General features: G+C 51.5%; 15 protein-coding genes, 3 tRNA genes and 1 pseudogene. 9 read left to right on the top strand and 10 right to left on the bottom strand.

The window, feature by feature from the left end; genetic code table 11:
• The first annotated feature begins 112 nt into the window (after nucleotides 1–112).
• Nucleotides 113–859 (top strand): transporter, encoded by a 747-nt coding sequence (locus FSU_RS12565; protein ID WP_014546762.1) that lies wholly within the window; start codon nucleotides 113–115, stop codon nucleotides 857–859.
• 576 nt (nucleotides 860–1,435) lie between these two features.
• On the opposite strand, the gene FSU_RS12575 is transcribed toward FSU_RS12565, so the two are convergent.
• The 3 genes from FSU_RS12575 to FSU_RS12585 form a co-directional block, all read right to left on the bottom strand.
• A tRNA-Gly gene (locus tag FSU_RS12575) sits at nucleotides 1,436–1,508 on the bottom strand.
• A gap of 387 nt (nucleotides 1,509–1,895) precedes the next feature.
• Nucleotides 1,896–1,968: transfer RNA gene (locus FSU_RS12580), tRNA-Gly, on the bottom strand.
• 312 nt (nucleotides 1,969–2,280) lie between these two features.
• Nucleotides 2,281–2,353, bottom strand: a tRNA-Gly gene (locus FSU_RS12585).
• Between the two features lie 98 nt (nucleotides 2,354–2,451).
• On the opposite strand from FSU_RS12585, the gene hemW reads away from it, so the two are divergent.
• On the top strand, nucleotides 2,452–3,588 hold the full coding sequence (hemW, locus tag FSU_RS12590) for a radical SAM family heme chaperone HemW (protein WP_014546763.1): 1,137 nt from the start codon (nucleotides 2,452–2,454) through the stop codon (nucleotides 3,586–3,588).
• A gap of 11 nt (nucleotides 3,589–3,599) precedes the next feature.
• Here hemW and FSU_RS12595 read toward each other — a convergent pair whose 3' ends face one another.
• Nucleotides 3,600–5,006, bottom strand: a complete 1,407-nt coding sequence (locus FSU_RS12595; RefSeq protein ID WP_015732208.1) for a chloride channel protein — start codon at nucleotides 5,004–5,006, stop codon at nucleotides 3,600–3,602.
• Nucleotides 5,007–5,218: 212 nt separating this feature from the next.
• Here FSU_RS12595 and FSU_RS12600 point away from each other — a divergent pair, with 212 nt between their 5' ends.
• Nucleotides 5,219–8,299: a CotH kinase family protein gene (locus tag FSU_RS12600; protein ID WP_244263639.1), complete on the top strand. Its 3,081-nt coding sequence runs from the start codon at nucleotides 5,219–5,221 to the stop codon at nucleotides 8,297–8,299.
• A gap of 143 nt (nucleotides 8,300–8,442) precedes the next feature.
• Here the strand turns inward: FSU_RS12600 and FSU_RS12605 are convergent, their stop codons facing one another.
• Together FSU_RS12605 and FSU_RS12610 are read right to left on the bottom strand one after the other, a co-directional pair.
• Nucleotides 8,443–8,868, bottom strand: coding sequence for an ACT domain-containing protein (locus FSU_RS12605; protein ID WP_041917860.1), 426 nt, complete (start codon nucleotides 8,866–8,868; stop codon nucleotides 8,443–8,445).
• Between the two features lie 14 nt (nucleotides 8,869–8,882).
• Nucleotides 8,883–10,220, bottom strand: coding sequence for a phenylacetate--CoA ligase family protein (locus FSU_RS12610; protein ID WP_014546766.1), 1,338 nt, complete (start codon nucleotides 10,218–10,220; stop codon nucleotides 8,883–8,885).
• Nucleotides 10,221–10,583: 363 nt separating this feature from the next.
• Between FSU_RS12610 and FSU_RS12615 the strand changes: the two genes are divergently transcribed.
• On the top strand, nucleotides 10,584–13,325 hold the full coding sequence (locus tag FSU_RS12615; protein ID WP_015732210.1) for a BamA/OMP85 family outer membrane protein: 2,742 nt from the start codon (nucleotides 10,584–10,586) through the stop codon (nucleotides 13,323–13,325).
• An 18-nt stretch (nucleotides 13,326–13,343) separates the two neighbouring features.
• Complete coding sequence (locus FSU_RS12620; protein WP_014546768.1) at nucleotides 13,344–13,859, top strand: OmpH/Skp family outer membrane protein; 516 nt, start codon at nucleotides 13,344–13,346, stop codon at nucleotides 13,857–13,859.
• A gap of 101 nt (nucleotides 13,860–13,960) precedes the next feature.
• Here FSU_RS12620 and FSU_RS12625 read toward each other — a convergent pair whose 3' ends face one another.
• The 4 genes from FSU_RS12625 to FSU_RS12635 form a co-directional block, all read right to left on the bottom strand.
• Nucleotides 13,961–15,148: an NAD(P)/FAD-dependent oxidoreductase gene (locus tag FSU_RS12625; protein WP_014546770.1), complete on the bottom strand. Its 1,188-nt coding sequence runs from the start codon at nucleotides 15,146–15,148 to the stop codon at nucleotides 13,961–13,963.
• Nucleotides 15,138–15,332: a 4Fe-4S dicluster domain-containing protein gene (locus FSU_RS16145; protein ID WP_014546771.1), complete on the bottom strand. Its 195-nt coding sequence runs from the start codon at nucleotides 15,330–15,332 to the stop codon at nucleotides 15,138–15,140. The genes FSU_RS12625 and FSU_RS16145 overlap by 11 nt, the downstream gene beginning before the upstream one ends.
• 146 nt (nucleotides 15,333–15,478) lie before the next feature.
• On the bottom strand, nucleotides 15,479–16,948 hold the full coding sequence (locus FSU_RS12630; protein WP_014546772.1) for a carboxypeptidase-like regulatory domain-containing protein: 1,470 nt from the start codon (nucleotides 16,946–16,948) through the stop codon (nucleotides 15,479–15,481).
• Nucleotides 16,945–17,784 (bottom strand): TIGR02147 family protein, encoded by an 840-nt coding sequence (locus tag FSU_RS12635; RefSeq protein WP_041260474.1) that lies wholly within the window; start codon nucleotides 17,782–17,784, stop codon nucleotides 16,945–16,947. The genes FSU_RS12630 and FSU_RS12635 overlap by 4 nt, the downstream gene beginning before the upstream one ends.
• A gap of 261 nt (nucleotides 17,785–18,045) precedes the next feature.
• Between FSU_RS12635 and FSU_RS12640 the strand changes: the two are divergent.
• From FSU_RS12640 to FSU_RS12655, 4 genes and pseudogenes are all read left to right on the top strand, one after another.
• A pseudogene (locus tag FSU_RS12640) lies at nucleotides 18,046–18,546 on the top strand (NADH-quinone oxidoreductase subunit B); the annotation flags it as partial.
• A gap of 139 nt (nucleotides 18,547–18,685) precedes the next feature.
• On the top strand, nucleotides 18,686–19,288 hold the full coding sequence (locus FSU_RS12645) for an NADH-quinone oxidoreductase subunit C (RefSeq protein ID WP_014546775.1): 603 nt from the start codon (nucleotides 18,686–18,688) through the stop codon (nucleotides 19,286–19,288).
• The gene (locus tag FSU_RS12650) at nucleotides 19,285–20,478 is read left to right on the top strand and encodes an NADH-quinone oxidoreductase subunit D (RefSeq protein ID WP_014546776.1); all 1,194 of its coding nucleotides are present in this window, start codon (nucleotides 19,285–19,287) and stop codon (nucleotides 20,476–20,478) included. Before FSU_RS12645 ends, FSU_RS12650 begins: the two co-directional genes overlap by 4 nt.
• On the top strand, nucleotides 20,475–21,536 hold the full coding sequence (locus FSU_RS12655) for an NADH-quinone oxidoreductase subunit NuoE family protein (protein WP_014546777.1): 1,062 nt from the start codon (nucleotides 20,475–20,477) through the stop codon (nucleotides 21,534–21,536). The genes FSU_RS12650 and FSU_RS12655 overlap by 4 nt, the downstream gene beginning before the upstream one ends.

The raw sequence follows: 21,536 nt of genomic DNA on the forward strand, positions 1-21,536 counted from the left end.
GGACCGGGTTTTTCTTTATTTGAAAATTATTTAGAATCGCTTTTCTGCAATTTGTCTGTTTTGTATATTCCTTGATGAAAATGTTAATTCGTTAGAAAAAAGGAGATTTTATATGTTGAAAAAGGCATTTCTTGCCGCGACACTTTGTGCAACCGCAAGCTTTGCAACTTGGGATAAGTTCCCCGTCCTTGAAGACCACAAGGGCGAAATCGTAGTCGGTACTGAATTTGTCAAACAGGGCGAGCCCATGAAGCTCGTGCCTTATATCGGCTCCCGTTATACGGTCATGCCGAATTTGGAATTGGGCGTGATCCTTCCGTATTATGTGAACTTGAACATTAACAACGAAAACGGTCTTGCGAATCCTGTGTTTATGGCTCGCTACCAGTTTATGCCGATGTTGAACGCCTTCTTGGACGTTCAAGTCCCTATAAGCAACGACCCCTACAATAACAGTGAATGGTCTTTCTGTTTTGGTGCTCAGTATTCCCAGAATCTTGGTGTTGTAGATTTTGGTGCGGAATTGGGCCTTACTGTGAATACCAGAGGTGATGATAAGATTTCGCCTCCGTTGAGACTGAATTTGGGTGTTGAGACTGATTTTAATCTGGGCATTCCGCTGACCCCGTTTATCGGTGCTGATATGTTTGTATGGATCGGCAAGTTTACTTATGAAGGGGAAAACGTTGGCAAGAGCCATACGGGTGATTTAGCTGTCCGCCCTTATGCCGGTTTGAAGTATGCAATCACCCCAAATGTTAGCGTTCAGGCTTCCGCGCTGACGCTGTTGGGCAAGGAAGAAGTGGTTGGCCCGGATACTCCGATCAAGGCTGACTTAAAGCTTAAAATGTCGTTCTAAAAAAGGTGGGAGGGGGAAGCTTCCCCCTGATTGCAGCCCCTACGGGTCTTCCATCACCCCTTCTAACGGGCTTCAGACGCCAGCCCGTAACGCCTGGCTCCTAGTTATAAAACAAAAAAAAGACGCTTAGCAGCATCTTTTTTGTTTTAGAGCGGGCGGCGGGATTGTCAAAGTCCAGTTCCCGCTGCGCGGCTGAACTTTGACCCTTCGGGCTTGCGCTCACTACGTTCGCGTCAAGCGCAAAATTCGTCTCTTCGCACTTCGTGCATGCGCCGAATTTTGCCGCACCCTCTTCTCGGGTCCTCGTCCAAATTACGATATAAAAAAAGAAAACCACCCTTGTAGGTGGTTTTTCTTTTTTAGAGCGGGAAAAGGGAATGATTCGTCGTCAGTCACCCGTGCTAAGGCACGGGCTGACTCCTCACTCTTACGGGCTTATCGCTACGCGATAATTCCTAAACAACTCGTACGCACTTCGTGCATCTCGTTGTTTAGTCGGCCCCTCTTCTCGGGTCCTCGTCCAGTTCAGTACATAAAACAAAAGAGCCTAGCTTGACGCTAGGCTCTTTGTTTTAGAGCGGGAAAAGGGACTCGGACCCTCGACCCCGACCTTGGCAAGGTCGTGCTCTACCAACTGAGCTATTCCCGCGAGGACAGCCCATATATAGAAATAAAATTTGTAGTTATAAAGGGGTGAGTGCCGAAAAAAGTGAAATTTTTTTGAGAGTTCCGAAAGAATTTGGTCGCACCCTCTCCCCCGAGGGGTCTCGGGTCCTCGTTCAGCATCTGACTACAAAACAAAAAAGGCGCTTTGCAGCGACTTTTTTTTAGAGCGAGAATGTCAAAGTCCAGTCCCCGCTTCGCGGCTGGACTTTGCCCCTTCGGGCTTGCACTCACTGCGTTCGCGTCAAGCGCAAAATTTGTCTCTTCGCACTTCGTGCATCTCGTTGTTTAGTCGGCCCCTCTTCTCGGGTCCTCGTCCAGTTCAGTACATAAAACAAAAGAGCCTAGCTTGACGCTAGGCTCTTTGTTTTAGAGCGGGAAAAGGGACTCGGACCCTCGACCCCGACCTTGGCAAGGTCGTGCTCTACCAACTGAGCTATTCCCGCGAGGGTAGCCCATATATAGAAATAAAATTTGTAGTTATAAAGGGGTGAGTGCCGAAAAAGTGAAATTTTTTTTGTTTAAGAGCGGGTAACGTGGGTGAGAACGGGAAAAGGGAATGATTCGTCGTCAGTCACCCGTGCTAAGGCACGGGCTGACTCCTCACCCTTACGGGCTTATCGCTACGCGATAATTCCTAAACAACTCGTACGCACTTCGTGCATCTCGTTGTTTAGTCGGCCCCTCTTCTCGGGTCCTCGTCCAGTTCAGTACATAAAACAAAAGAGCCTAGCTTGACGCTAGGCTTTTTGTTTTAGAGCGGGAAAAGGGACTCGGACCCTCGACCCCGACCTTGGCAAGGTCGTGCTCTACCAACTGAGCTATTCCCGCAGGGTGACCCAATTATAGAAACAAATTTACCAATTGTAAAGGGGTGGGCTGAAAAAAGTTATATTTTTTTAAGGTAATCGTTTGTTTACTGTAGTTTTATGTTCGGTATTTATATCCACGTTCCGTTTTGCGCGAAAATTTGCGATTATTGCGACTTTCGCGTGATGCCTGCGAATGCCCGGCTGTTTGAAGAGTATGTGGGCCTGTTGGAGCGTGAAATCCGTGCATTCAATGATACGCATCGTGGAGCGCTTTCGCAAGCGCGAACGCTTTATCTCGGCGGTGGAACTCCCTCAATTTTGCCGGGCGCGTGCCTTGAGCGGATTTTTGCGGTGCTTACGGAATGTGGCGTTCGCGTGGAATCGCTTGACGAAGTCTCAATGGAGTTCAACCCGGAATCATGTACCGAGGAATCTGTGCAGATGGCGCTTTCGTGTGGTGTGCGTCGATTTAGCCTTGGACTCCAGACGTTTTCGCAAACGCTCTTGGACCGTATTGGACGCAGGCACACGGTGGAACGTGGCTTTGAAGCTTTGCGCTTGTTGACATCGCTTCCGCAGACGAAAGTCTCGGCTGATTTGATGTTTGATCTGCCGGGGCAGTCGGTAGATTCTTTTTTGAGCGATGTGGACCGCTTGTCGGATTTTCCGCTTGGGCATTTGAGCTTTTACGGATTGAATGTGGGTGAGCGAACGCTTTTGGGCGGTCGCGTATCGCGTGGCGAAGAAAAAATTGATGAGAGCTTGTACGAGCCGATGTATCTCGGTGGTGTAGAGATTCTTGAGAAAAAGGGCTTCTCGCGTTACGAGGTCTCAAATTTTGCGAAGCCTGGCGATGAAAGCTTGCACAACATGAATTATTGGAATCGCGGCGAGTACATTGGCTTTGGACCGGGCGCGCACAGCTATTTTGATGGTCGCCGTTTCTGCGCTCCAGAGATGTATCCGCGTTGGCGCGATTACGTGAATGCGGGTTCGCCGGATGCGTCGCTGACATACGATGATCTGGACAAAGACGATGTCTTGACGGAGCGCGTATGGCTCTCGCTGCGCCAACGCTCTGGTCTCGACCTGAATGCGCTTGCTGCTGACGGAATTTCTGTTTCGCCGGAAGGCTATGAGCCGTGGGTCAAGAAAGATTTTGCGATGCTCGATAGCGGAGTCTTGAAACTTGTCGGTCGCGGTTGGATTTTCATGGACAGCGTCGTGACCGACGTGCTAAACGCCTGCCGGTAAGACTTCGCTTTTTAAATTTTGATCCTGATCTTCTTCTGTTTATAGATTGATTGTCCGCCGTTGCAGATGTAAGCGACTGTGCAGACGATGAAGAATGCGGGGAGGCAATTGAATCCGAAGATTTCGCCGGCGATGAGGATGGGAGCCCAGAGCGTGTTGCTTGCGCTTGCGAACACGGCCGCAAAGCCGAGGGCTGCGGCAAGGGCAACAGGCGTTCCGAACATGCTTGCGATGAAAATTCCGAAGGAAGCACCGATGGCGAAAAGCGGGGTGACGGCACCGCCGATGAATCCGGCGGAGAGCGTAAGGATTGTGAGTGCAAATTTCAGAATCCAGTCATATCCGGCAACGTTCCCAATTAAGTCGGCGGTTCCGGCGGCACTCGCATTAGCAATGCCCGCGGAATCACCGGTAGCATTAATCCCAAAACTCAAATCCAACAAGTTTGTTCCAAGTCCGGCATAACGACCTTGGAAAAATACGAGCAGCAAAGCGCTTATTCCAACGCCCATAATAGCGATTCGCTTGATGTTGTTCGGGAACTTCTTGGCAAAAAAGTTTTGCGAGAGTCCGAGGAGCTTTGCAAATCCGCCACCGACAATTCCGAAGAGCACGCCCATCAGCGCAAGCTTCACGAGGAACTTTCCGTCGAGCGCACCTTCGTTCGTGAAAATGCTTGCCGAAAATCCGCTCGCATCTAGAAGCGAACTTAAGTCTACGCTGAACTTGTGGAATCCAAGCATGCTCGAAACTTTGCAGGCGGTGAATGCGGCTGCTGCGGCGGGGAGCAATGCGCCAAGTTCCAAATGGCCAACGAGCAAAACTTCCAAAGCGAATGCTGTGGCTGCCATCGGGGCCTGGAAAATTCCGGCAAATCCTGCGGCAAGGCCTGTCACGAGCATAACATGCGCTGCGTTTTCAAATGGCAACTTCTTGCTTATGTTGTACGAAAGTGCGGAGCCTATTTGCATAGCAGCACCTTCACGACCTGCGCTTCCGCCGAAGAGTTGCGTCAGCCAAGTGCTCACTGCTGCCATCGGGATAGAGACGAGCGGGAAATCGGATTCCTTGTTGAGTCCTACGGCGAAGACCTGGTCCATGCCGCGTTCTGTCCAGCGTCCCCATTTCTTATAAGCGAATACAATTGCGGCACCGCCGATGGCAAGGGCGGGGATAAAGTACAACGGGTTTGCATCGCGGATGGCGGAGAGCCTGTCGCTGATGTCTCCAAAGCATGCGGTGAGTGCGCCGATGACTGCGCCGAGAATAATTCCGAGCAGCACAAATGTCGGTGTCGCAAGCCACTTGAGTAATTTTTCCTTTACGCGGACTTTTGCCATCTTCATCATCTGTTCTTTCATCTCGGGGCTGAACTGATTGAACTGTTGGCTCGCCTTGCTGAAGTCGCTGAAATTCATGTAAAATCCTGCTTTTGTTAAAATTTTTTCACGACAAAAATAGTAAAACGGAACGCCTTGTTCCGCTTTTTTGCGTGTTGTCAAATGCTCAATCCTTTTACAACGTGAAATTAAAAAAAGAGGCTTTTGCAATGCGGCTAAATATATACTTAACTCAAGGATTGGATTGGTGTGGCGCTCAAAATGTATCGCTCAATTCTAAGGGATCAGACATGAAAAAAATCTTTTCTGGTGTAGCGTTATTTGGGATTAGTTTTGGTTTGGTTTTATCCGCTTGCGGTGATTCGAATTCTTCGGATTTCGGCATGGCGGCTCCGGGAATTGGTGAAATTAGCTCCGATTCCAATGACGGTCAATTGGGCGGTTGGTCCAGTTCGTCTTTTGCTCCGGGACTTTCTTCAGCTGGCATTCCGGGTAGCTCCTCTGCGGGTGTTCCGGGAACGTCGTCTCCTGTAGTTCAGTCATCTTCTTCGGCATTAGTTCCCACTTCTAGCGCTCAGGTTCCTCCGGCTTCGAGTGCCGCTACTGTTATTCCGCATTTCGAAGGGAATAGCCCGGTGTTCTTCTCGGAAGTTTCTCCGACAAATGCAAATCTCAAGGACAATGACGGCAACGATCCAGGATGGGTTGAATTTTACAACTCGTCCGATGCTCCCGTCAATTTGAATGGGTATGCGCTTACGGATGATTTGTCTAATCCGCGTCGCTGGGTCTTTGGCAATGCGACTGTTCCTGCCAAAAGTTTCATGATCGTTTTCCTTTCGGGCAAGAATTATCCTGACTATGTCTTGCCTTCTGATTCGCTTAATATGATGAGCTCGGATTGCAGTTCTGAATCTGCATCGGGTGGCATGGGCGGCTTCAACTTTGGCGATTTCGGTGGCGGAATGGGCAACTGGGGTGGCGGCGGCTGGGGCGGCAACATGGGCGGCAATACCGGTGCTGCATCATCTGGCAACAATGTCGAAAATTTGCAAGGTAAGTCTTCGCTCTGCTTTAGCGAAAATGGCTCTGTCCAGATTGGGTCTGTGATGAAGGTTGCCCAGGGTGGGGATTACTCTCGCGTGGTTGTCAAGACCAATAATGCGTCTAGCCTTAGCAAGGTCAACCAGCTTGTTGTCCGTGGCTTTATCACAAAAAATCATAAAATCCGTGTGAACTTTAAGGAAGGCGATTCGCTCAGCAGTTGGAGCGGCAAGAATCTCCGCGGTACGGGTGATTTGTCATCGGTGTTCTATGTCCGCTTAGATGATAATGCGAAGGACCTCAAGCGCAATAATGTGACTGCAACGACGTTTGCAACTGAAACTCAGGGAAGTGAATCGACGACCATTCAGATTACGTCGTACATTGCTCGCAATCGCGGCCATGAACCGCATGCTTCGTTCAAGGTGGACAAGGATGGCGGTGCATTGTACTTTGTAAATGCCGAAGGCGCTTTGCTGGACTCTGTTCGTTTTGGTGCTGTTCCGACGACCGCATCCTGGTCTCGTGATGGTGCCGGCAAGTGGGGATTTGCGACTCCGTCGCCTTATGGCAATACGGCGGGTGAGGTCTTTGCCGAACAAGTTCAAGTTGCCGAAGTGAACATTCCGCCTTCTGGTTTCTACACGTCTGCGGTGACGGCGACATTCCCGGCGGGTACTCGTTGCGAACAGGGCGGTGCCGAACCGACTACAAATTCTCCGGTAGTGCAGACTACGGTGACGATTAGCGCTACGACGGTTTTGCGTTGCCGTGCGTATGTCGGCGGCTCTTACCCGAGCGAAGAAATTATCCGTACTTATGTTTTCGAAAAGCAGCCCACGCTTGCCGCGCTTTTTGTGACGACCGATCCGCTTTCGATGTTCAGCCCCGATTCCGGCCTTTACATGACGGGCAATAATGCTTCGATGATGGATCCGAAGAAGGGCGCAAACTTCTGGAGCAATCGCGAACTCCCGGTTTATGTGGAAATGTTTGAACCTGGCAAGCCGCAGGCTCCGGCGTTTGGCGTGATGGGCGACTACAAGATTTCTGGCCAGTACAGCCGTGCAAAAGAAAAGAAGTCCTTTGCGGTGACACTGCGCGAAGAGTATGGCGAAAAGCGCCTGAAATACACGCTGTTCCCGGATTATCCGGAACTCAAGAAGTTTAAGGCCTTCTCGCTCAGAAACTTTGGTAACAATTCCGGCGACGATTACGTGCGCGACCGTGTGGGTACTTCGATGACGGAAGGCTTGGGCGTTGATTACCAGCGTGGCCGTTATGTTATCGTGTATTACAATGGCAAGTATTACGGTATCCACGACTTGCGCGAACGCAATAACGAATACTATTACGAAACCAAGTACGGCTATGACCCGAACGATATTGACCTTCTTGCAACAACATCCAGCGGTACAGATGAAGCGAGTGTCGGTTCTTCTGCGGATTACAAATCTATGTTGGATTGGCTGCAGAACAACGATTTGAAATCGGATGCAAACTACAAGAAGATTGCAGACCAGGTTGATGTCGACAACTACATGAATTACATGCAAGCCGAAATGTTCTTGAACAACAGCGACTGGCCGCACAACAACATGAAAAAGTGGCGTGTCGCAAGTCAGAAGACGAAGTGGAAATGGTTCATGTACGATACGGACTTTGGCTTCGGCGTGTCTTACAATACCCAGACCGGAAACGTGTTCAGCTATGTGACGAATGCTAGTGGCACAAGTGGCATGGGTATGGGAATGGGCTTCGGCATGGGTGGCATGGGCGGTGGCCAGCAGCAGGTGACGAACGGCTCTATTTCTCCGCACACGATTCTCATGATTCGCTTGCTCAGTAACGAGGGCTTCAAGAATGCGTTTATCAACCGCTTTAGCGTGCTCCTTTCGATGAACTTCTCGGCGGATAGGCTCCTCAAGCGCATTAACGATTTGCAGTCACAGGTGGAACCTGAAGTGGCTCGTGATCAGGAATTCTGGGGTTATAATGCATCTAGCATGAGTAACGCTTTGGAAACGATAAAGAGCTTTGCCCAGACGCGTCAGGCTAAGGTCCGTGAACAGATGGAATCGTACTTTACGCTTTCTTCTCCGGTTGAAATGACGTTTACGGCGCAGGGTTCCGGCACGATTCTCGTGGATGGCCTTGCTCTGGATAAGTCTTCGATGACGGTCTCGCTTTACAGGGATGTGCCGGTCACGCTTACAGCTCAGGCAAATTCTGGCAGCACTTTCACGGGCTGGAGCGATGGTGTCACGGATATGACCCGCAAGGTGAACCCGGGTGAAGTCACGTCTGTTACCGCCGTGTTCAGGTAGTTTCACTCAACTGAAATCCAAAATAAAACAGCTAAACGGGAAACCGTTTAGCTGTTTTTGTTTGCAATAGCGTGCGTAGTTTAGTCCGCGCATTCGCGCATCTCGTCTGCGCGTTTAACTTGCACAGACTGCGCGACTCGCGTTTAGCCCAGCATTTCTGTGGTGCTGAGAGTCTTGAAGTTCTTTTCTTCCAAGACCTTGAGCGCCTTTTCGGTATCGCTGAAGCGAAGAATCATGACGTTCGTTGCCGTCGAGCATTCGGACGGGTAGGCGTACATGTAGTCAATCTGCAAGTCGCCGAGAACGTCGAGAAGGTCTGCAAGACCGCCGACCTTGTCTGCAACAGGGCATGCGACAACGTCGGTAACGGTTGCGCTGAGGCCAGCCTTGGCAAGGACATTGACAGCCTTTTCAGAATCGTTCACGATCAGGCGGATAAGGCCGAATTCGCCGGAATCGGCGAGCGTGAGCGAGAGAAGGTTAATGCCTGCATCAGCGAGCGAGCGGCAAACTGCCTGGAGACGGCCCGGGCGGTTCGACACGAAAACTAAAACCTGTGGAATTTTCATTTTTTTTCTCCTTCTTAAATCTTCTTTCTGTTGTCGATGACGCGCTTGGCCTTGCCTTCGCTACGCGGCAGAGAATCCGGTTCGCAGAGCGTGACAATCACGGAAATGCCGAGAATCTGTTCGATGGAGTGCTTGAACTTCTTGGAGAGCTGTTCCATATCGCTCATGGAGTCGCTCACCATGTCGCGAGAAACTTCGACCTTGACTTCGAGCGTATCCATGTTGTTCTTGGTGTCGAGCACAATTTGGTAATGCGGCAAAGCCTTTTCTGCGCGGAGGAGAGCCGTTTCGATCTGGCTCGGGAACACGTTCACGCCACGCATGATAATCATGTCGTCGCTGCGGCGGCCGATGCGACGGATACGGCGGATGGTACGGCCGCAGGCGCACTTGGTCTTTTCAATAGCTGTGATGTCGCGGGTGCGGTAGCGGAGGATCGGCATAGCGCGCTTGCTGAGCGTGCTGATGACGAGTTCGCCTTCCTCGCCGTCCGGAAGCGGTTCAAGCGTTTCCGGGTCCACGATTTCAGGGTAGAAGTGGTCTTCGAAAATGTGGATGCCGTCGCGGCATTCGCATTCGCAACCTACGCCCGGGCCGACAATTTCAGAAAGTCCGTAAATGTCGTAAGCCTTGATGCCCGTCTTTTCTTCGATGTAGTCGCGCATGCCATCGCTCCACGGTTCAGCACCGAAGATGCCGCGCTTCACGTTCAACTTGGAAATGTCGACGCCCATCTTTTCGGCAACGTCGATAATGCGGACAAAGTAGCTCGGGGTGCCACCGACTGCGGTCACGCCGAAGTCCTTCATGAGCATCACCTGGCGTTCGGTATTACCGCCGCTAATCGGCACGACTGTGGCGCCGAGGGCTTCGAAACCGCCGTGAATGCCAAGACCGCCCGTAAAGAGGCCGTAGCCGTAGAAGTTCTGCACAATGTCTGTGCTGCGGAAACCGCAGGCGAGGAGGCCGCGCTTCACGACCTGGGCCCAGACTTCCATGTCTTCCTTGGTGTAACCGACAACAATCGGCTTACCGGTAGTGCCGGAGCTTGCATGCAGACGCACGACTTCGCTCATGTCGACAGCGAAGAGACCGTACGGATAAGTGTCGCGCAAGTCCTTCTTCATGGAGAACGGGATCTTGGCGATGTCCTTCAAAGACTTGATGTCATCGGGCGTAACGCCCTTTTCGACCATGCGGTCGTGGAACAGCGGAACCTTCTCGTAGGCGAGCTTCACGGTTGCACGCAAACGCTGCAACTGCAATTCGCGCAATTTTTCTTCGGGCATAAAATCAAGCGCCATTTCGGGCAAGATCTTGTTTTCTTCGTCGTTCCAGGCTGTAGATCGCATAGTATCCTTCAATAGAGGGTTAGGTTAAAATTTTTCGCCTTAAATATATATAATGCGCTTGCGTTGTGTTTCATTTAGGTGCGTTTCTTTTTCTTTGCGAAAATGCTCGGCTTGCGATTATCCATATATATGGAGTCCCTAAGCCCATAACGTAACACTTTCAGAAAGTGTAAAAATCGGGACGATATAACTCTTATTCAATCATTGACGTTTATTCGTCGGCCGTTTGGCCTTTTTTAAAAATCTCGTGTGGGCGGGGGAGTGTAATTTTTGTATTTTTGGGCAGAAATTAAAATAAACTGCTTTATAGGTAGGTCTATTCTGCGTTCCCGTTCGCTTTTATTTGTTCTTGCTTTGGTCGGTATGTCGAATGCCCAATTGTTGGACATGTCGCAGATTTCCGACAAGTATATGGTTGAGAATAAGATCAACAAGATTCGCGTCGAAGGTACTCATCACATGGACGAACGTTCGGTTCTCGGGCGTATCGGCATCCGTACGGGTCAAAGCTATTCCCCGTCTTCGCTTTCCGAAAAAGTTCAGAATTCCGTGAGCACGCTTTATGCTTCGGGCCTTTTTGACGATGTGACTGCCTGGGTGGATTACGTTGGCGACGAAGGTTCCTATGTGGACTTGGTGTTTAAGGTCAAGGAACTCCCTGCTCTCGATACCGCAATTTTGGATGGTTGTGACGAAGTCTCTGAAGACGACCTCCGCTTGAAAATCCACATGATTACGGGTCAGGTCTATAGCAAGGCGCAATTGGAACGTACGCGCCAGGCCATGCTCGACCATTACCGCTCCGAAGGGTTTCTCCTTGCCGAAGTGGGCTACCGCGAAGAACCGGTGGACGAATACCAGAACAAGGTGACTTTCGTGATTCGCGAAGGCAGCAAGGTGCGTATTCGCGGCATTGACGTGAAGGGCAATGACCATGTGCCTGTCGAAGAAATCGCAGATCACATGCTCTCGAAAGAGAACCAGTGGTGGGGTGGCGGTGAATTCAAGGAAAATGTCTTTGAAGCCGACCGCGATACCGTGCTGAACGTCTTCCGCCATTTCGGTTACCTGGATGCAGAACTGAATGACTACCACGCCGAATACCTCCCGGATTCTACCTGCCTGTTCTATCTTGGACGCATGGTGCCGGTTGGAGAACGTCTGGCTCCGCTCTACACGCAGTTGAACGAGGCTCTGGCTGATTCGACGAACCCGCTTTACAAGATGGCGGGCAAGCCGACGATGGAAGTGTCTCACTATTACAGGAACATGCGCAAGGCGGGCGACAAGTATCCGCTCACAAGGCGTATGCCGCAGGTGAAGGACGAAGAAGGCGCCTGGAAGATCCTGAACGATATTATCCGCTACGAAAGCGCCCGCAAGGAATGGCTTGGCCTGGTGGCTGACCGCAAGTGGAATAACCCGAAGATTGATTCGCTCCTCAAGATCAAGAAGCGTTCCGCTTACGAAAGCAAGCTCCTCGTGCGTTACATGATCGAGGACATGATCCCCGCCCTTTACAAGTACGATAACATCAAGACCTCTAGCGATATTATCGTCCATATCGACGTGACCGAAGGCCGCCGCTACTACATGGGCGGACTCCACTTTACGGGTAACGAAGTCCAGAGCGACGCCATGCTTGGCTATGTGTTCCGTCTTGATAGCGGTGCCGTGTTTGACCAGTATCTCTACGAAGCATCCCGCAAGGCCTTGCTTGATTCTTACCGTGAAGATGGTTACCTCTTTGCCCAGTTCGACGAAGAGAGAACGTTTGAAAACGATTCCATTGTGAACCTTGCCTACAGGATGAATGAAGGCTTGCCTGCTCAGATCCACAAGGTGCATGTGCGTGGCAACACCAAGACGAACGAAAAGGTCATCCGCCGCGAAGTCCGTCTCTATCCGGGCGATACTTACCGCCAGTCCGCTTTGGAACGTAGCTTCCGCGACATTATGCAGCTCAACTACTTCGACATGGTCGTGCCTGATATCAAGGTCGTGGGCGAACAGGAAGTGGACCTCGACTTTGCCGTGCAAGAAAAGCAGGCCGGTACGGGTCAGTTCAGCTTGGGCGTTTCCTATAGCGAAAGCGATGGCTTTGTCGGTACGGCAAGTATTTCCATCCCGAACTGCTGTATGGGCGATGGTCAGCAGGCCGCCTTGAATTTGGAATACGGCGCCGACAAGAAGAGCGCAACACTTAGCTTTACCGAACCGTGGTTCCTCGACAAGCCGATTACGCTTGGTGCTAGCCTCAGCTACTCCTGGTGGAACATGGAAGACTACGACGAACACGACATTACCCGCTATGGTGGAAACATCTTTGTGGGTAAGCGCCTCAAGTGGCCGGACGACTACTTCTATGGTCAGGTTGGTTACGGCTGGCTCATGAACGACCAGGGGCCGAACATCGACAACAGCTACGTGGTCTATACGGGTATCGAATCGGCGTTCAACTTCCGCATCCAGCGTGACGACAAGAACTTGCCGCAGTTCCCGACCGAAGGTTCCCGCTACGTGCTCGATTTGCAGTGGGCCAACAAGTACTTTGGCAGTGACTTCGAATTCGTGAAGGCTGACCTCTCCATCAAGTGGTGGTTCCCGCTCTTCCGCGACCGCTTGGCAATTGCCCTTACAAACGAATACGGTGTCATCTTTGGTGACAAGTTGCAGCATCGCACGCTCTACACTATGGGTGGTGTGCTTGGTTACGATGGCATGCTCCGTGGTTATGCTTCTGGTTCTATTGGCCGTAACCGCCTGGGCCGCAGCTACCAGTATATCGGTGCAGAACTCCAGCTTGGCCTAGTGCCGCAGACGTTCTACCTGTTGCCGTTCTTCTTTGATGCCGGTAACGTGTTCGGTGAACGTATCGATACGGAAGCTAGAATTGACAAGCCGAGAAAGAACCCGCTTAGCGAATGGGATCCGACCACGCTCAAGAAGGATATCGGTTTTGGTTTCCGCGTCGTAGTTCCGATGCTTGGTATTATCGGCTTCGACTTTGCTTGGCCGCTTGATCCGGGTGAAAATTATAACGGTACGAAGTCCACTACGGTGGGTGATATGGAATTCAACTTTGTCATTGGTCAGGCTTTCTAGTCTGATTGGAGGTGCGCTATGATTCGCAAGTTGATCGTTTTGCTTTCGGTAGTCTTTGCCTGCGCAAGCTTTGCCGAAGACGGCCTTCGCATTGCCCATGTGGATTCAAAGATTATCTTTGACGGATTCAAGGGTACCAGGAAGGCTCAGGAAGAATACGACCGCCAGGTGGCAAAGTGGGAACAGCAGGCCAACCTCTTGCAGAAGGAACTTGCCGCTATCAAGGAAAGGCTCGATAAGCAGGTCCTGATGCTTTCGGACGAAAAGAAGCGCGAACTTGAAGCCGAGTACAACAAGAAGGATACGGAACTCAAGTCCTTTATTGACCGCGTCTATGGCCGTAACGGCGAGCTCATCACCGAAAACGAAAAGGTGAGCGCTCCGATTATCCAGCTTATCCGTAAGGCGGTGAACGAAATCGCTTTGCAGGAAGGCTATGACATGGTCATTGACCGTGCAACGGGCGCGGTACTTTTCTGGAAAAAGGAAAACGACCTTACGAACAAGGTGCTGAATTACCTGAATAACAGATAGTCACTTTAGAGCTTTATAAAAATGCGAAAAGCCGGTGATGAACCGGCTTTTTGCTTTGTATTGAGAAGCCCCGTCGGTGCGGGGCATGACAAGTGCGCGGACTATTTGAACTTGAGGAACTTGTAGAGCATTTTCGCAGAGGAAACAGGCGTTTGCAAGAAGGCGCGCTTTTTGCAGCCGTGCTTCGCGAAGTTCTGAAGAACCTTGTAGAGTTCTGTTTGTTCTTCCTTGTTCACGTTCAAGAGAAACCTGCGGAACTTGTATTCAAAGTCGTGCATGCGACCAAAGTAATCGTAGCAGCGCTTTTCGTACGTCTTGAGGAATTCCTTGCTTAAGTTACCGCATTCGAAGCCCTCGTGGACGGTCTGGGCGCAGAACCGTCCGGCGCGCATGGCGGCCGCGATGCCGCCACCTGTAAGCGGGTTCGTGTGATGGGCGGCGTCGCCAACGAGGGCAAAGCGGTCCAGCGTGTAATCTTTCAGAACGCTCGAGACGGGAATGACGCCTCCGACAACGTGATTGATTTGCGCTCCCGGGAAGAGCTTATAGAGCCATTCCATCGTGATGTCCAAGACGTTTGAACCGTGATTGTTCGAAATCAGGAATCCTGCGCCGAAGTTTGTGACGTTGGATTTGACCTTCGGGAAACTCCAGATGTAGCCGTCGTTGATAAAGTCATGACCTTGCCAGAACGTGAGGTAGTCCGGCTTGGTGAGAATGCCTTGCACTTGGATATCGACACCGGTGCAGGTGAATGCTGGTTTCTGGAGGCAATCGAGTCCGACTTGGCGACCGATGCGGCTTTCGACACCGTCTGCGGCAATGACCATCTTGGCACGGACTTCTTCGGTTGTTTCGCCGGCGCCTTCGCCGAGTTTCACGCGCACGAGGCGTGTCCCGCTTTCGACATCTCCGACAAATTCTGCACGGGCGCGGGTGACGACTTCTACGCCGTCATTTGCGGCGAGGTGGGCGAGCCACGGGTCGAATTTTTCGCGGTTGAGCATGATGCCCGTGCCTTTTTGCGCGAGGTCGATGTTTACGCCGTTCGGACCGTAAATATAAAGTCCGTTGATTATCGTTTCGATGCAGTCTTCGTCAATCGGACCGTAAGTCTGTAAGTCCGAAAGCTTGGTGCTCGCTTCGCCGCAGCGTACAGGGTAGCCAATCTTCTCGCGCTTTTCGAGAAGGAGAACCTTGTGGCCTGCACGGGAAAGATTCCTCGCGGCAACACTTCCGCCGGGACCTGCGCCAATGACGACGACATCATATTCGTTATTACAGAACATCGTTCAACTCCTGGATTTTGAGGGCGCCTGCGGGGCATGCTCTTGTGCAGAGACCGCACTTGATACATTTTTCCTGATCAATTTGCAAATCTAGACCATACATGTCTAGCGCCATCTTGGGGCACACGCCGACGCAGCCGGCGCATTCCAGGCAAACACCTCTGTTGTGAACGAGAACTTTCATAGGAGGGAATATATAAAAATAGTTATTAGTTATTAGTTACTAGTTACTAGAAAAAATCGTATTTCGATAAAAAAGGAGATGCCCGCGCGGAGGCGGGCATGACATAATGGGTCCTTCGCGGCAATCGCCACTCAGGATGACGATGATTACTTCTGCAGTGCGTAGTAGGCGGAGAGCCAGGCGTGCAGTTTGTTCCAGCTGTCGCTGCTTTGCGTGACGTCTTCTCCGAGCGAATAGATGACGAAGTCTTCGAGCTTATGATTCCCCAATGTAATTGGAGGAATGGACTGGAACTGATCGCTGAAGTCCTTTGTATCGGTGACCCTGCCATCTATGGCGATAACGATATGATGAGACTGGATGAATATCGAATAGTGGTGACGTTCTCCGTCCAGAACTTCTTGACAAGACGAATCCTTCAAGGTGTAATGGTTTTCGGTATCGTCTTCGCCTTCAGACGTTCTTTTATAAATTTCGGCGCAGAGCTGGTTCGGTTCACGTCCGACTTTTATGCTGAAGGCAACATCGCTTTCTTCTTGACGGGTATCCACGTAGATGGAATCGGCTGCGCTAGACAAGCTGTCCTTCGTTATCCAGAAACTGATTCCAAGAATGCTGCCGAACGCCTTCCAGCTTTCGTTTTGGATGATGTTCATGCCGGGAGTCGTTTCGCTGAAAGCCTTGTAGATTTGCGCCGGCTGGATGGCCGTTTCGCTTGGGACCACCGAGAACGTGTATGTTCCGACATCGATGCTTGGGATGACGGTCAGGTACTTCGAGTTGCTCGGGTCGTTTTCGAACTTGTAGAGTGCAAGCGTGTCGCCGTCGTCGCTAAGAAGGACGGGATTCGTGATGCTCGTCTTGAAAGTGACGGGGACAATCATGGAATCGAGTTCTGTCTTGTCGATCCAGTATTTTGCGGTGCTCAAGGCGTCTTGCGAGACGATGACCGGAATGCGAATTTCCGAAACTTCGAGCTTTTTGCCCGGAGCGAAATCCCACAGGACGTCTTGCGTGATGGAGTCCGTGTCTTCGTCCGAAGTCTTGATGAGCGTAATCTTCGTGAATTCCATGGGCGGAATTTCGTCGAGGATGACGGTTCCGGCTTCGATATCCTTGTTCTGTACGGCGATGCAGTTGAGCGTGCCCGTGATGCAGAGCGTGTCGCCCAAGTCGAGCTCGTAGGCGCTGAGCTTGAGTTCGAGGCTTGCGTTTTCTTCGAGCTTTACTTCGGGGACGGATTGCGTCTGCAAGTCGGTGGTGCCTTCTTCGACGGTAATGGTCTGGTAGCCGGACTGCGTGTGGTCCGTGTTGCTAATCTGCAAGGCATAGTCGCCTGCGGTGACGCTATCCATCGTGTACTTGCCGTCGTCGTCTGTCGTGGCGGTCTTGATGGGGGCCATGCGGGCTGCAATGTGCGTTGCCGAGATGAGGTTTACCTTGGCGCTTGCGACCGGGTATCCGCTTTCGTTCTTGACGGTACCTTCGATGCTTGCGATGGTCGTGCCGGATTCAGTTTCCGTGAGTACGCCGGCGTGGTTCTCGTCGGTACAGGCGGAGAAAATCGATGCGAGGGCAAAAATCCCTGCTGTATTTAAAATCTTAAAATTCATCATGCCTTAACCTCCGGATCGAGGTTAGAGAACAAGTGCAAGTTCATCTGGTAAACGCCGTTTGCCTTTTCGTTGTCCTCGCTGATGATGCGTCTTGCCTTAGCCTTGAATTCCTGGAGTTCGGATTCAAGTTTCTTGTAGGCGTTGTTCGAGATGCTGAAGGTGAGCGTGCTCATGACGGTCGGCATCTTGGGGCGCGTGATGAGCGCCTGCTTCGAAAGTTCAAAACATTGCAGCTGGTACTGCTTGATGAGTTCTGCGTTGTTGTACGGACCGCTGGAGATGGATTCCTTGGTCGGCTTCCAGAAACCAGATTCGTTCTTGCGGGCGAGGCCCAGCTTTTCCAAAAGAGACAACGAATCCTTAATCTTTCCGAGTGGAATTTTCGGGAAGATTCTCTTTTGCACCGGTGTCAAGTCATCTGTAACGTCCATAGCATCAAGAATAGCAAACATTGCGCTATGGTACCAATGGTTATAGTATTCGTAGGTGTTCGAATCGAGGATATGCTGCGGATTCGGGTGCAGGTGCAGGAGCTCTTCCATGGCGGCGCTACGGGCCGTCTCGGTTTTTGCCTGGTCAAGCTTCACCATGGTCTCGAAGTACTTTGCGGCTTTCTTGTTGAGGCCGAGGACTTCGATAAACTTGGCTGTCATGCGGGGGCTGACCTTTTTCCCTCTGAGAACATCGGCAAAGTAGCTGCGCGTCTTGGGGAGGCCGAGCATATTGCAGATTCCGGTACGGGTGAATTCCGGGTCGGACTGGACTCTAGCCGCCTGGTATTCTTCCAAGTACTTGCGGAAGTGCGTAAACTGGTAAATGTCGATATAGTTTTCCACGAGGATAATATAATATTTATGAGAACTAAGGTGAGAACATTTTTTGAGAAATAACATTAAAATGTGATTTTCCACTCTATTGCAACCTACTGTCTACTTCCTACTTCCTACCGCCTACTTCTTACATTTTTGTTGCATTTGAAAAAAGGACGTGTCTGAAGCAAAAAACAGCTTTTTCCCAAAGCATCTACTGCCTACTGCCAACTGCCTACTGCCAACTATTTTTCTATCTTTAGGCGCGAATTTTATGAGGTAACTCCTATGGGTAATGAGGCAGAAAAGCCGAATATCATTACGTCCTCGCTTGACTTTTTGGTCAACTGGGGGCGCTCCAATTCCTTGTGGCCGTTCCCTTACGGTACGGCTTGTTGTGCAATCGAATTCATGAGTACGGAAGTGGGTCGTTACGACCTTTCACGTATCGGTTCTGAATACGTGCGTTTTACGCCGCGTCAGTCCGATGTGCTGCTTGTTGCAGGTACGATTACTTATAAGCAGGCTCCGATCTTAAAGCGCATCTACGAACAGATGGCTGAACCTCGTTGGGTCATTGCCATGGGTGCATGCGCAAGCTCTGGCGGTTTCTATGACTGCTACTGCACGGTGCCCGGTATCGACCACATTATCCCGGTGGATGTGTATATCGGTGGTTGCCCTCCGCGTCCGGAAGCCTTCTTCGATGCCATGTTTGACTTGCAGAAGAAGGTCAAAGACGAATCCTTCATGAAGCAGCGCGCCGAAAGCGTCAAGGAACAGCTTGAAATGATCAAGGTGAAGACTGCCGAAGCAAAGCGTGAAGCCGCTGCCTGCGCCCGCGAAAAGGTCGTGGACATCAAGGACTTCATGAAAGAAAAACAAGAAAATCTTGTAAAGAAAGCCCAGTTCTGGAAGGAGTAGAAGAATGACTGTTGAAGAAATCTTCGCCGCCCTTGAAGGAAAGTTTGACGTCAAGCGCGAACCGCTCGACAAGTGGGGTGTTACGGCTGTTGTTGCTGCTCCCTATCTGCATAACGCAGTCCAGTTCCTCAAGGAAGAATCCGGCATCAAGTTCGATATGCTCGTGGACATTGCCGGTATCGACTACTTGACTTACCCGAATCACGAAGGCCCTCGCTTTGCGGTCTCTTATGCTTTCAAAAGCATGAAAAATCCGGGTGCCCGCATCCGTCTTAAGGTGCTGGTGTCCGAAGAAAGCCTCAAGGTCCCGACGATTAGCGACCTCTATGCCAATGCGAACTGGTACGAACGCGAAGTCTATGACCAGTTCGGTGTGATTTTTGAAGGTCATCCGGACCTCCGCCGCTTGTTGAACCACGTTGAATTTGTTGGCCATCCGCTCCGCAAGGATTACCCTGCCCAGAAGCGCCAGTGGCTTTCGACAAACGACTACCTGCTTCCGGAACTCGAAAAGCGTCTCGAAGAACTTGGCTACAAGGTCATCCAGCGCTCTAAGGAAGTGGAAACGAACGACAATGAATTTTTGGAAGGGAGTATCAAGGCATGATCGTATTAGATCCGAATGGCGAAAAGCTGAATTTGATGCCCTTGAACGTTGGGCCTAGCCACCCGGCAACTCACGGTTGCTTGCGCTTCTTGACCGCTATGGATGGTGAAACCATCGTGGCATCTGTCGAAGAAATCGGCTACCTGCACCGCGGGTTCGAAAAGATGGTCGAACGCGGCACTTGGCAGCAAGTTGTCCCGTACACGGACCGCTTGAACTACTGCTCTGCTATCATGAACAACATTGCGTTCTGCCGTGCAGTCGAAAACATGTTCGGTGTTGAAATCCCGGAACGTTCCAAGGTCCTCCGCGTGATTGTGAACGAACTTTCCCGTATCAACGACCACTTTGTGTGCGTTGCTGCTGCGTTCCAGGACTTGGGCGGTACGACTCCGTTCATGTACGCCTTCAACCCGCGTGAAGAAATCATGTGCATCTGGGAAAAGCTCACAGGTGCACGCCTTACGAACAGCTTTGCTCGCATTGGCGGTCTCTACCGCGATAGCTACGAAGGTTTTGAACAGGACGTTCTCGCAGCCCTCAATTCTACCGAAAAGGCATTGAAGGACTTGCACGCCTGCTTGGATAGAAACCGCATCTTCCTCGACCGTACGGTGGGCATCGGCAAGATTTCTGCTGAAAAGGCTATCAGCTACGGCTGGACGGGCCCCTGCCTCCGTGCATCCGGTGTTGCCTCTGACCTCCGCAAGGACGAACCGTACTACGATTATGAAACCTACGACTGGGAAGTCGTGGTCGGCACACAGGGCGACTGCAACGACCGTCTCCAGGTTCGTTTGGCCGAAATCGAAGAATCCGTAAAGATTGTGCGCCAGGCTTTGAAGCGCCTCGCTCCGGGTCCGGTCGATATCGTCGATCCGCGTATCCGCGTGCCGGCTCACAAGCTTGCTTATCAGGATATGGAAGGCCTTATCGGTCGCTTCAAGAGCGTTTACGAAGGCATCCGCGTTCCGGAAGGCGAATACTACTGCGGTTCCGAATGCGCTAACGGTGAACTTGGCTTCACGATTATTTCTGACGGCTCTGGCCATCCGTACCGTATCAAGGTGCGTCCGCCTTGCCTCACGCAGTTTGCTGCATTCCATGAACTCGTCGAAGGCGGTCTCTTGGCTGACTCCATGGCCGTGCTTTCGGGTCTCAACATTATTGCTGGAGAACTTGACCGATGAGAGAACATATTACTGGCGCTGTCCAATTTGTCTCGAACAATCATTTGAAGTTCGACCGTCCGGCACAGCCGATTGATGCTTTGCCGGATCCGGGCCAGAAGTTTGGCTATGTGAACAAGCCTGTGCCGCAGCCGCCTACGGCTGAAGTGCTCGCGAAGCTCAATACGCCTGAAATCAAGGAACGCTGCGCTGATTTGCTCAGCCGCTATCCGGTCGGTCAGGCTGCACTTCTCGAAGTGCTTTGGCTCGTGCAGGGCGTGTTTGGCTGGGTGCCGCGCGAAGGAATCCGCTGGGCTGCTAACGTCTGCGGTTGCGCTCCGGCTCATGCTCTTGGCGTTGCTACGTTCTATACGATGTACAACCACGCTCCGAAGGGCAAGTTCCTCTTGCAGTTCTGCCGTAACATCAGCTGCACGATCAAGGGCGCTCCGAGCCTTATCGCTTATGTGGAACATGCTTTAAACATCAAGACGGGCGAAACGACTCCGGATGGTCTCTTTACGATCCTCCAGGTGGAATGCCTCGGTTCTTGCGGTAACGGCCCGATGATGCTCGTGAACGACGACTTCGCTACAGACGCTGATGGCGACGTGCTCACGATGAAGCCGGGTACAAAGCTTACGACCGACAGCATCGACCGCATCCTCAAGTGGTGCTATGCTCATGAAGACAACATTCCGAAGCACGATGTGCTCGGCGGTACGGTGAAGGGCCATTGCGGTCATCCGGGCGCTCCGGGTGCTATCGCAAAGCCGCAGGTTGCTGACTACGCTCCTCCTTCTCCGGTTTTGAATGTCAAGTCCGAAGCTGACGAAACGGGCGCTACCCTCACTTGGAAGGGCGCTCCGGAATTCACGAAGATTGTCGTCGAAAAGAAGAATGGCAATGACTGGGTCGCTGTTGGCGAGCCGGGCGTGAAGGACAAGGCTTTTGTGGACCCGAACGGAAAGGTCGGCGACGAATACCGTATGATTGCGACCTCCGGTGAACGTGTTGCTAAACCCTCGGCTGTTGCTGTGACTAAGCAGAAGCCCGCACCGGAACAAAAGGCGGTTTAA

The organism is Fibrobacter succinogenes subsp. succinogenes S85, assembly GCF_000146505.1.
Lineage (GTDB): Bacteria > Fibrobacterota > Fibrobacteria > Fibrobacterales > Fibrobacteraceae > Fibrobacter > Fibrobacter succinogenes.

What these genes read in the sequence shown, in the direction of transcription:
- FSU_RS12565 (WP_014546762.1), top strand. Translation starts at nt 113, where the DNA reads ATGTTGAAAAAGGCATTTCTTGCCGCGACACTTTGTGCAACCGCAAGC.
- hemW (WP_014546763.1), top strand. Translation starts at nt 2,452, where the DNA reads ATGTTCGGTATTTATATCCACGTTCCGTTTTGCGCGAAAATTTGCGAT.
- FSU_RS12595 (WP_015732208.1), bottom strand. Translation starts at nt 5,006, where the DNA reads ATGAATTTCAGCGACTTCAGCAAGGCGAGCCAACAGTTCAATCAGTTC.
- FSU_RS12600 (WP_244263639.1), top strand. Translation starts at nt 5,219, where the DNA reads ATGAAAAAAATCTTTTCTGGTGTAGCGTTATTTGGGATTAGTTTTGGT.
- FSU_RS12605 (WP_041917860.1), bottom strand. Translation starts at nt 8,868, where the DNA reads ATGAAAATTCCACAGGTTTTAGTTTTCGTGTCGAACCGCCCGGGCCGT.
- FSU_RS12610 (WP_014546766.1), bottom strand. Translation starts at nt 10,220, where the DNA reads ATGCGATCTACAGCCTGGAACGACGAAGAAAACAAGATCTTGCCCGAA.
- FSU_RS12615 (WP_015732210.1), top strand. Translation starts at nt 10,584, where the DNA reads ATGTCGAATGCCCAATTGTTGGACATGTCGCAGATTTCCGACAAGTAT.
- FSU_RS12620 (WP_014546768.1), top strand. Translation starts at nt 13,344, where the DNA reads ATGATTCGCAAGTTGATCGTTTTGCTTTCGGTAGTCTTTGCCTGCGCA.
- FSU_RS12625 (WP_014546770.1), bottom strand. Translation starts at nt 15,148, where the DNA reads ATGTTCTGTAATAACGAATATGATGTCGTCGTCATTGGCGCAGGTCCC.
- FSU_RS16145 (WP_014546771.1), bottom strand. Translation starts at nt 15,332, where the DNA reads ATGAAAGTTCTCGTTCACAACAGAGGTGTTTGCCTGGAATGCGCCGGC.
- FSU_RS12630 (WP_014546772.1), bottom strand. Translation starts at nt 16,948, where the DNA reads ATGATGAATTTTAAGATTTTAAATACAGCAGGGATTTTTGCCCTCGCA.
- FSU_RS12645 (WP_014546775.1), top strand. Translation starts at nt 18,686, where the DNA reads ATGACTGTTGAAGAAATCTTCGCCGCCCTTGAAGGAAAGTTTGACGTC.
- FSU_RS12650 (WP_014546776.1), top strand. Translation starts at nt 19,285, where the DNA reads ATGATCGTATTAGATCCGAATGGCGAAAAGCTGAATTTGATGCCCTTG.
- FSU_RS12655 (WP_014546777.1), top strand. Translation starts at nt 20,475, where the DNA reads ATGAGAGAACATATTACTGGCGCTGTCCAATTTGTCTCGAACAATCAT.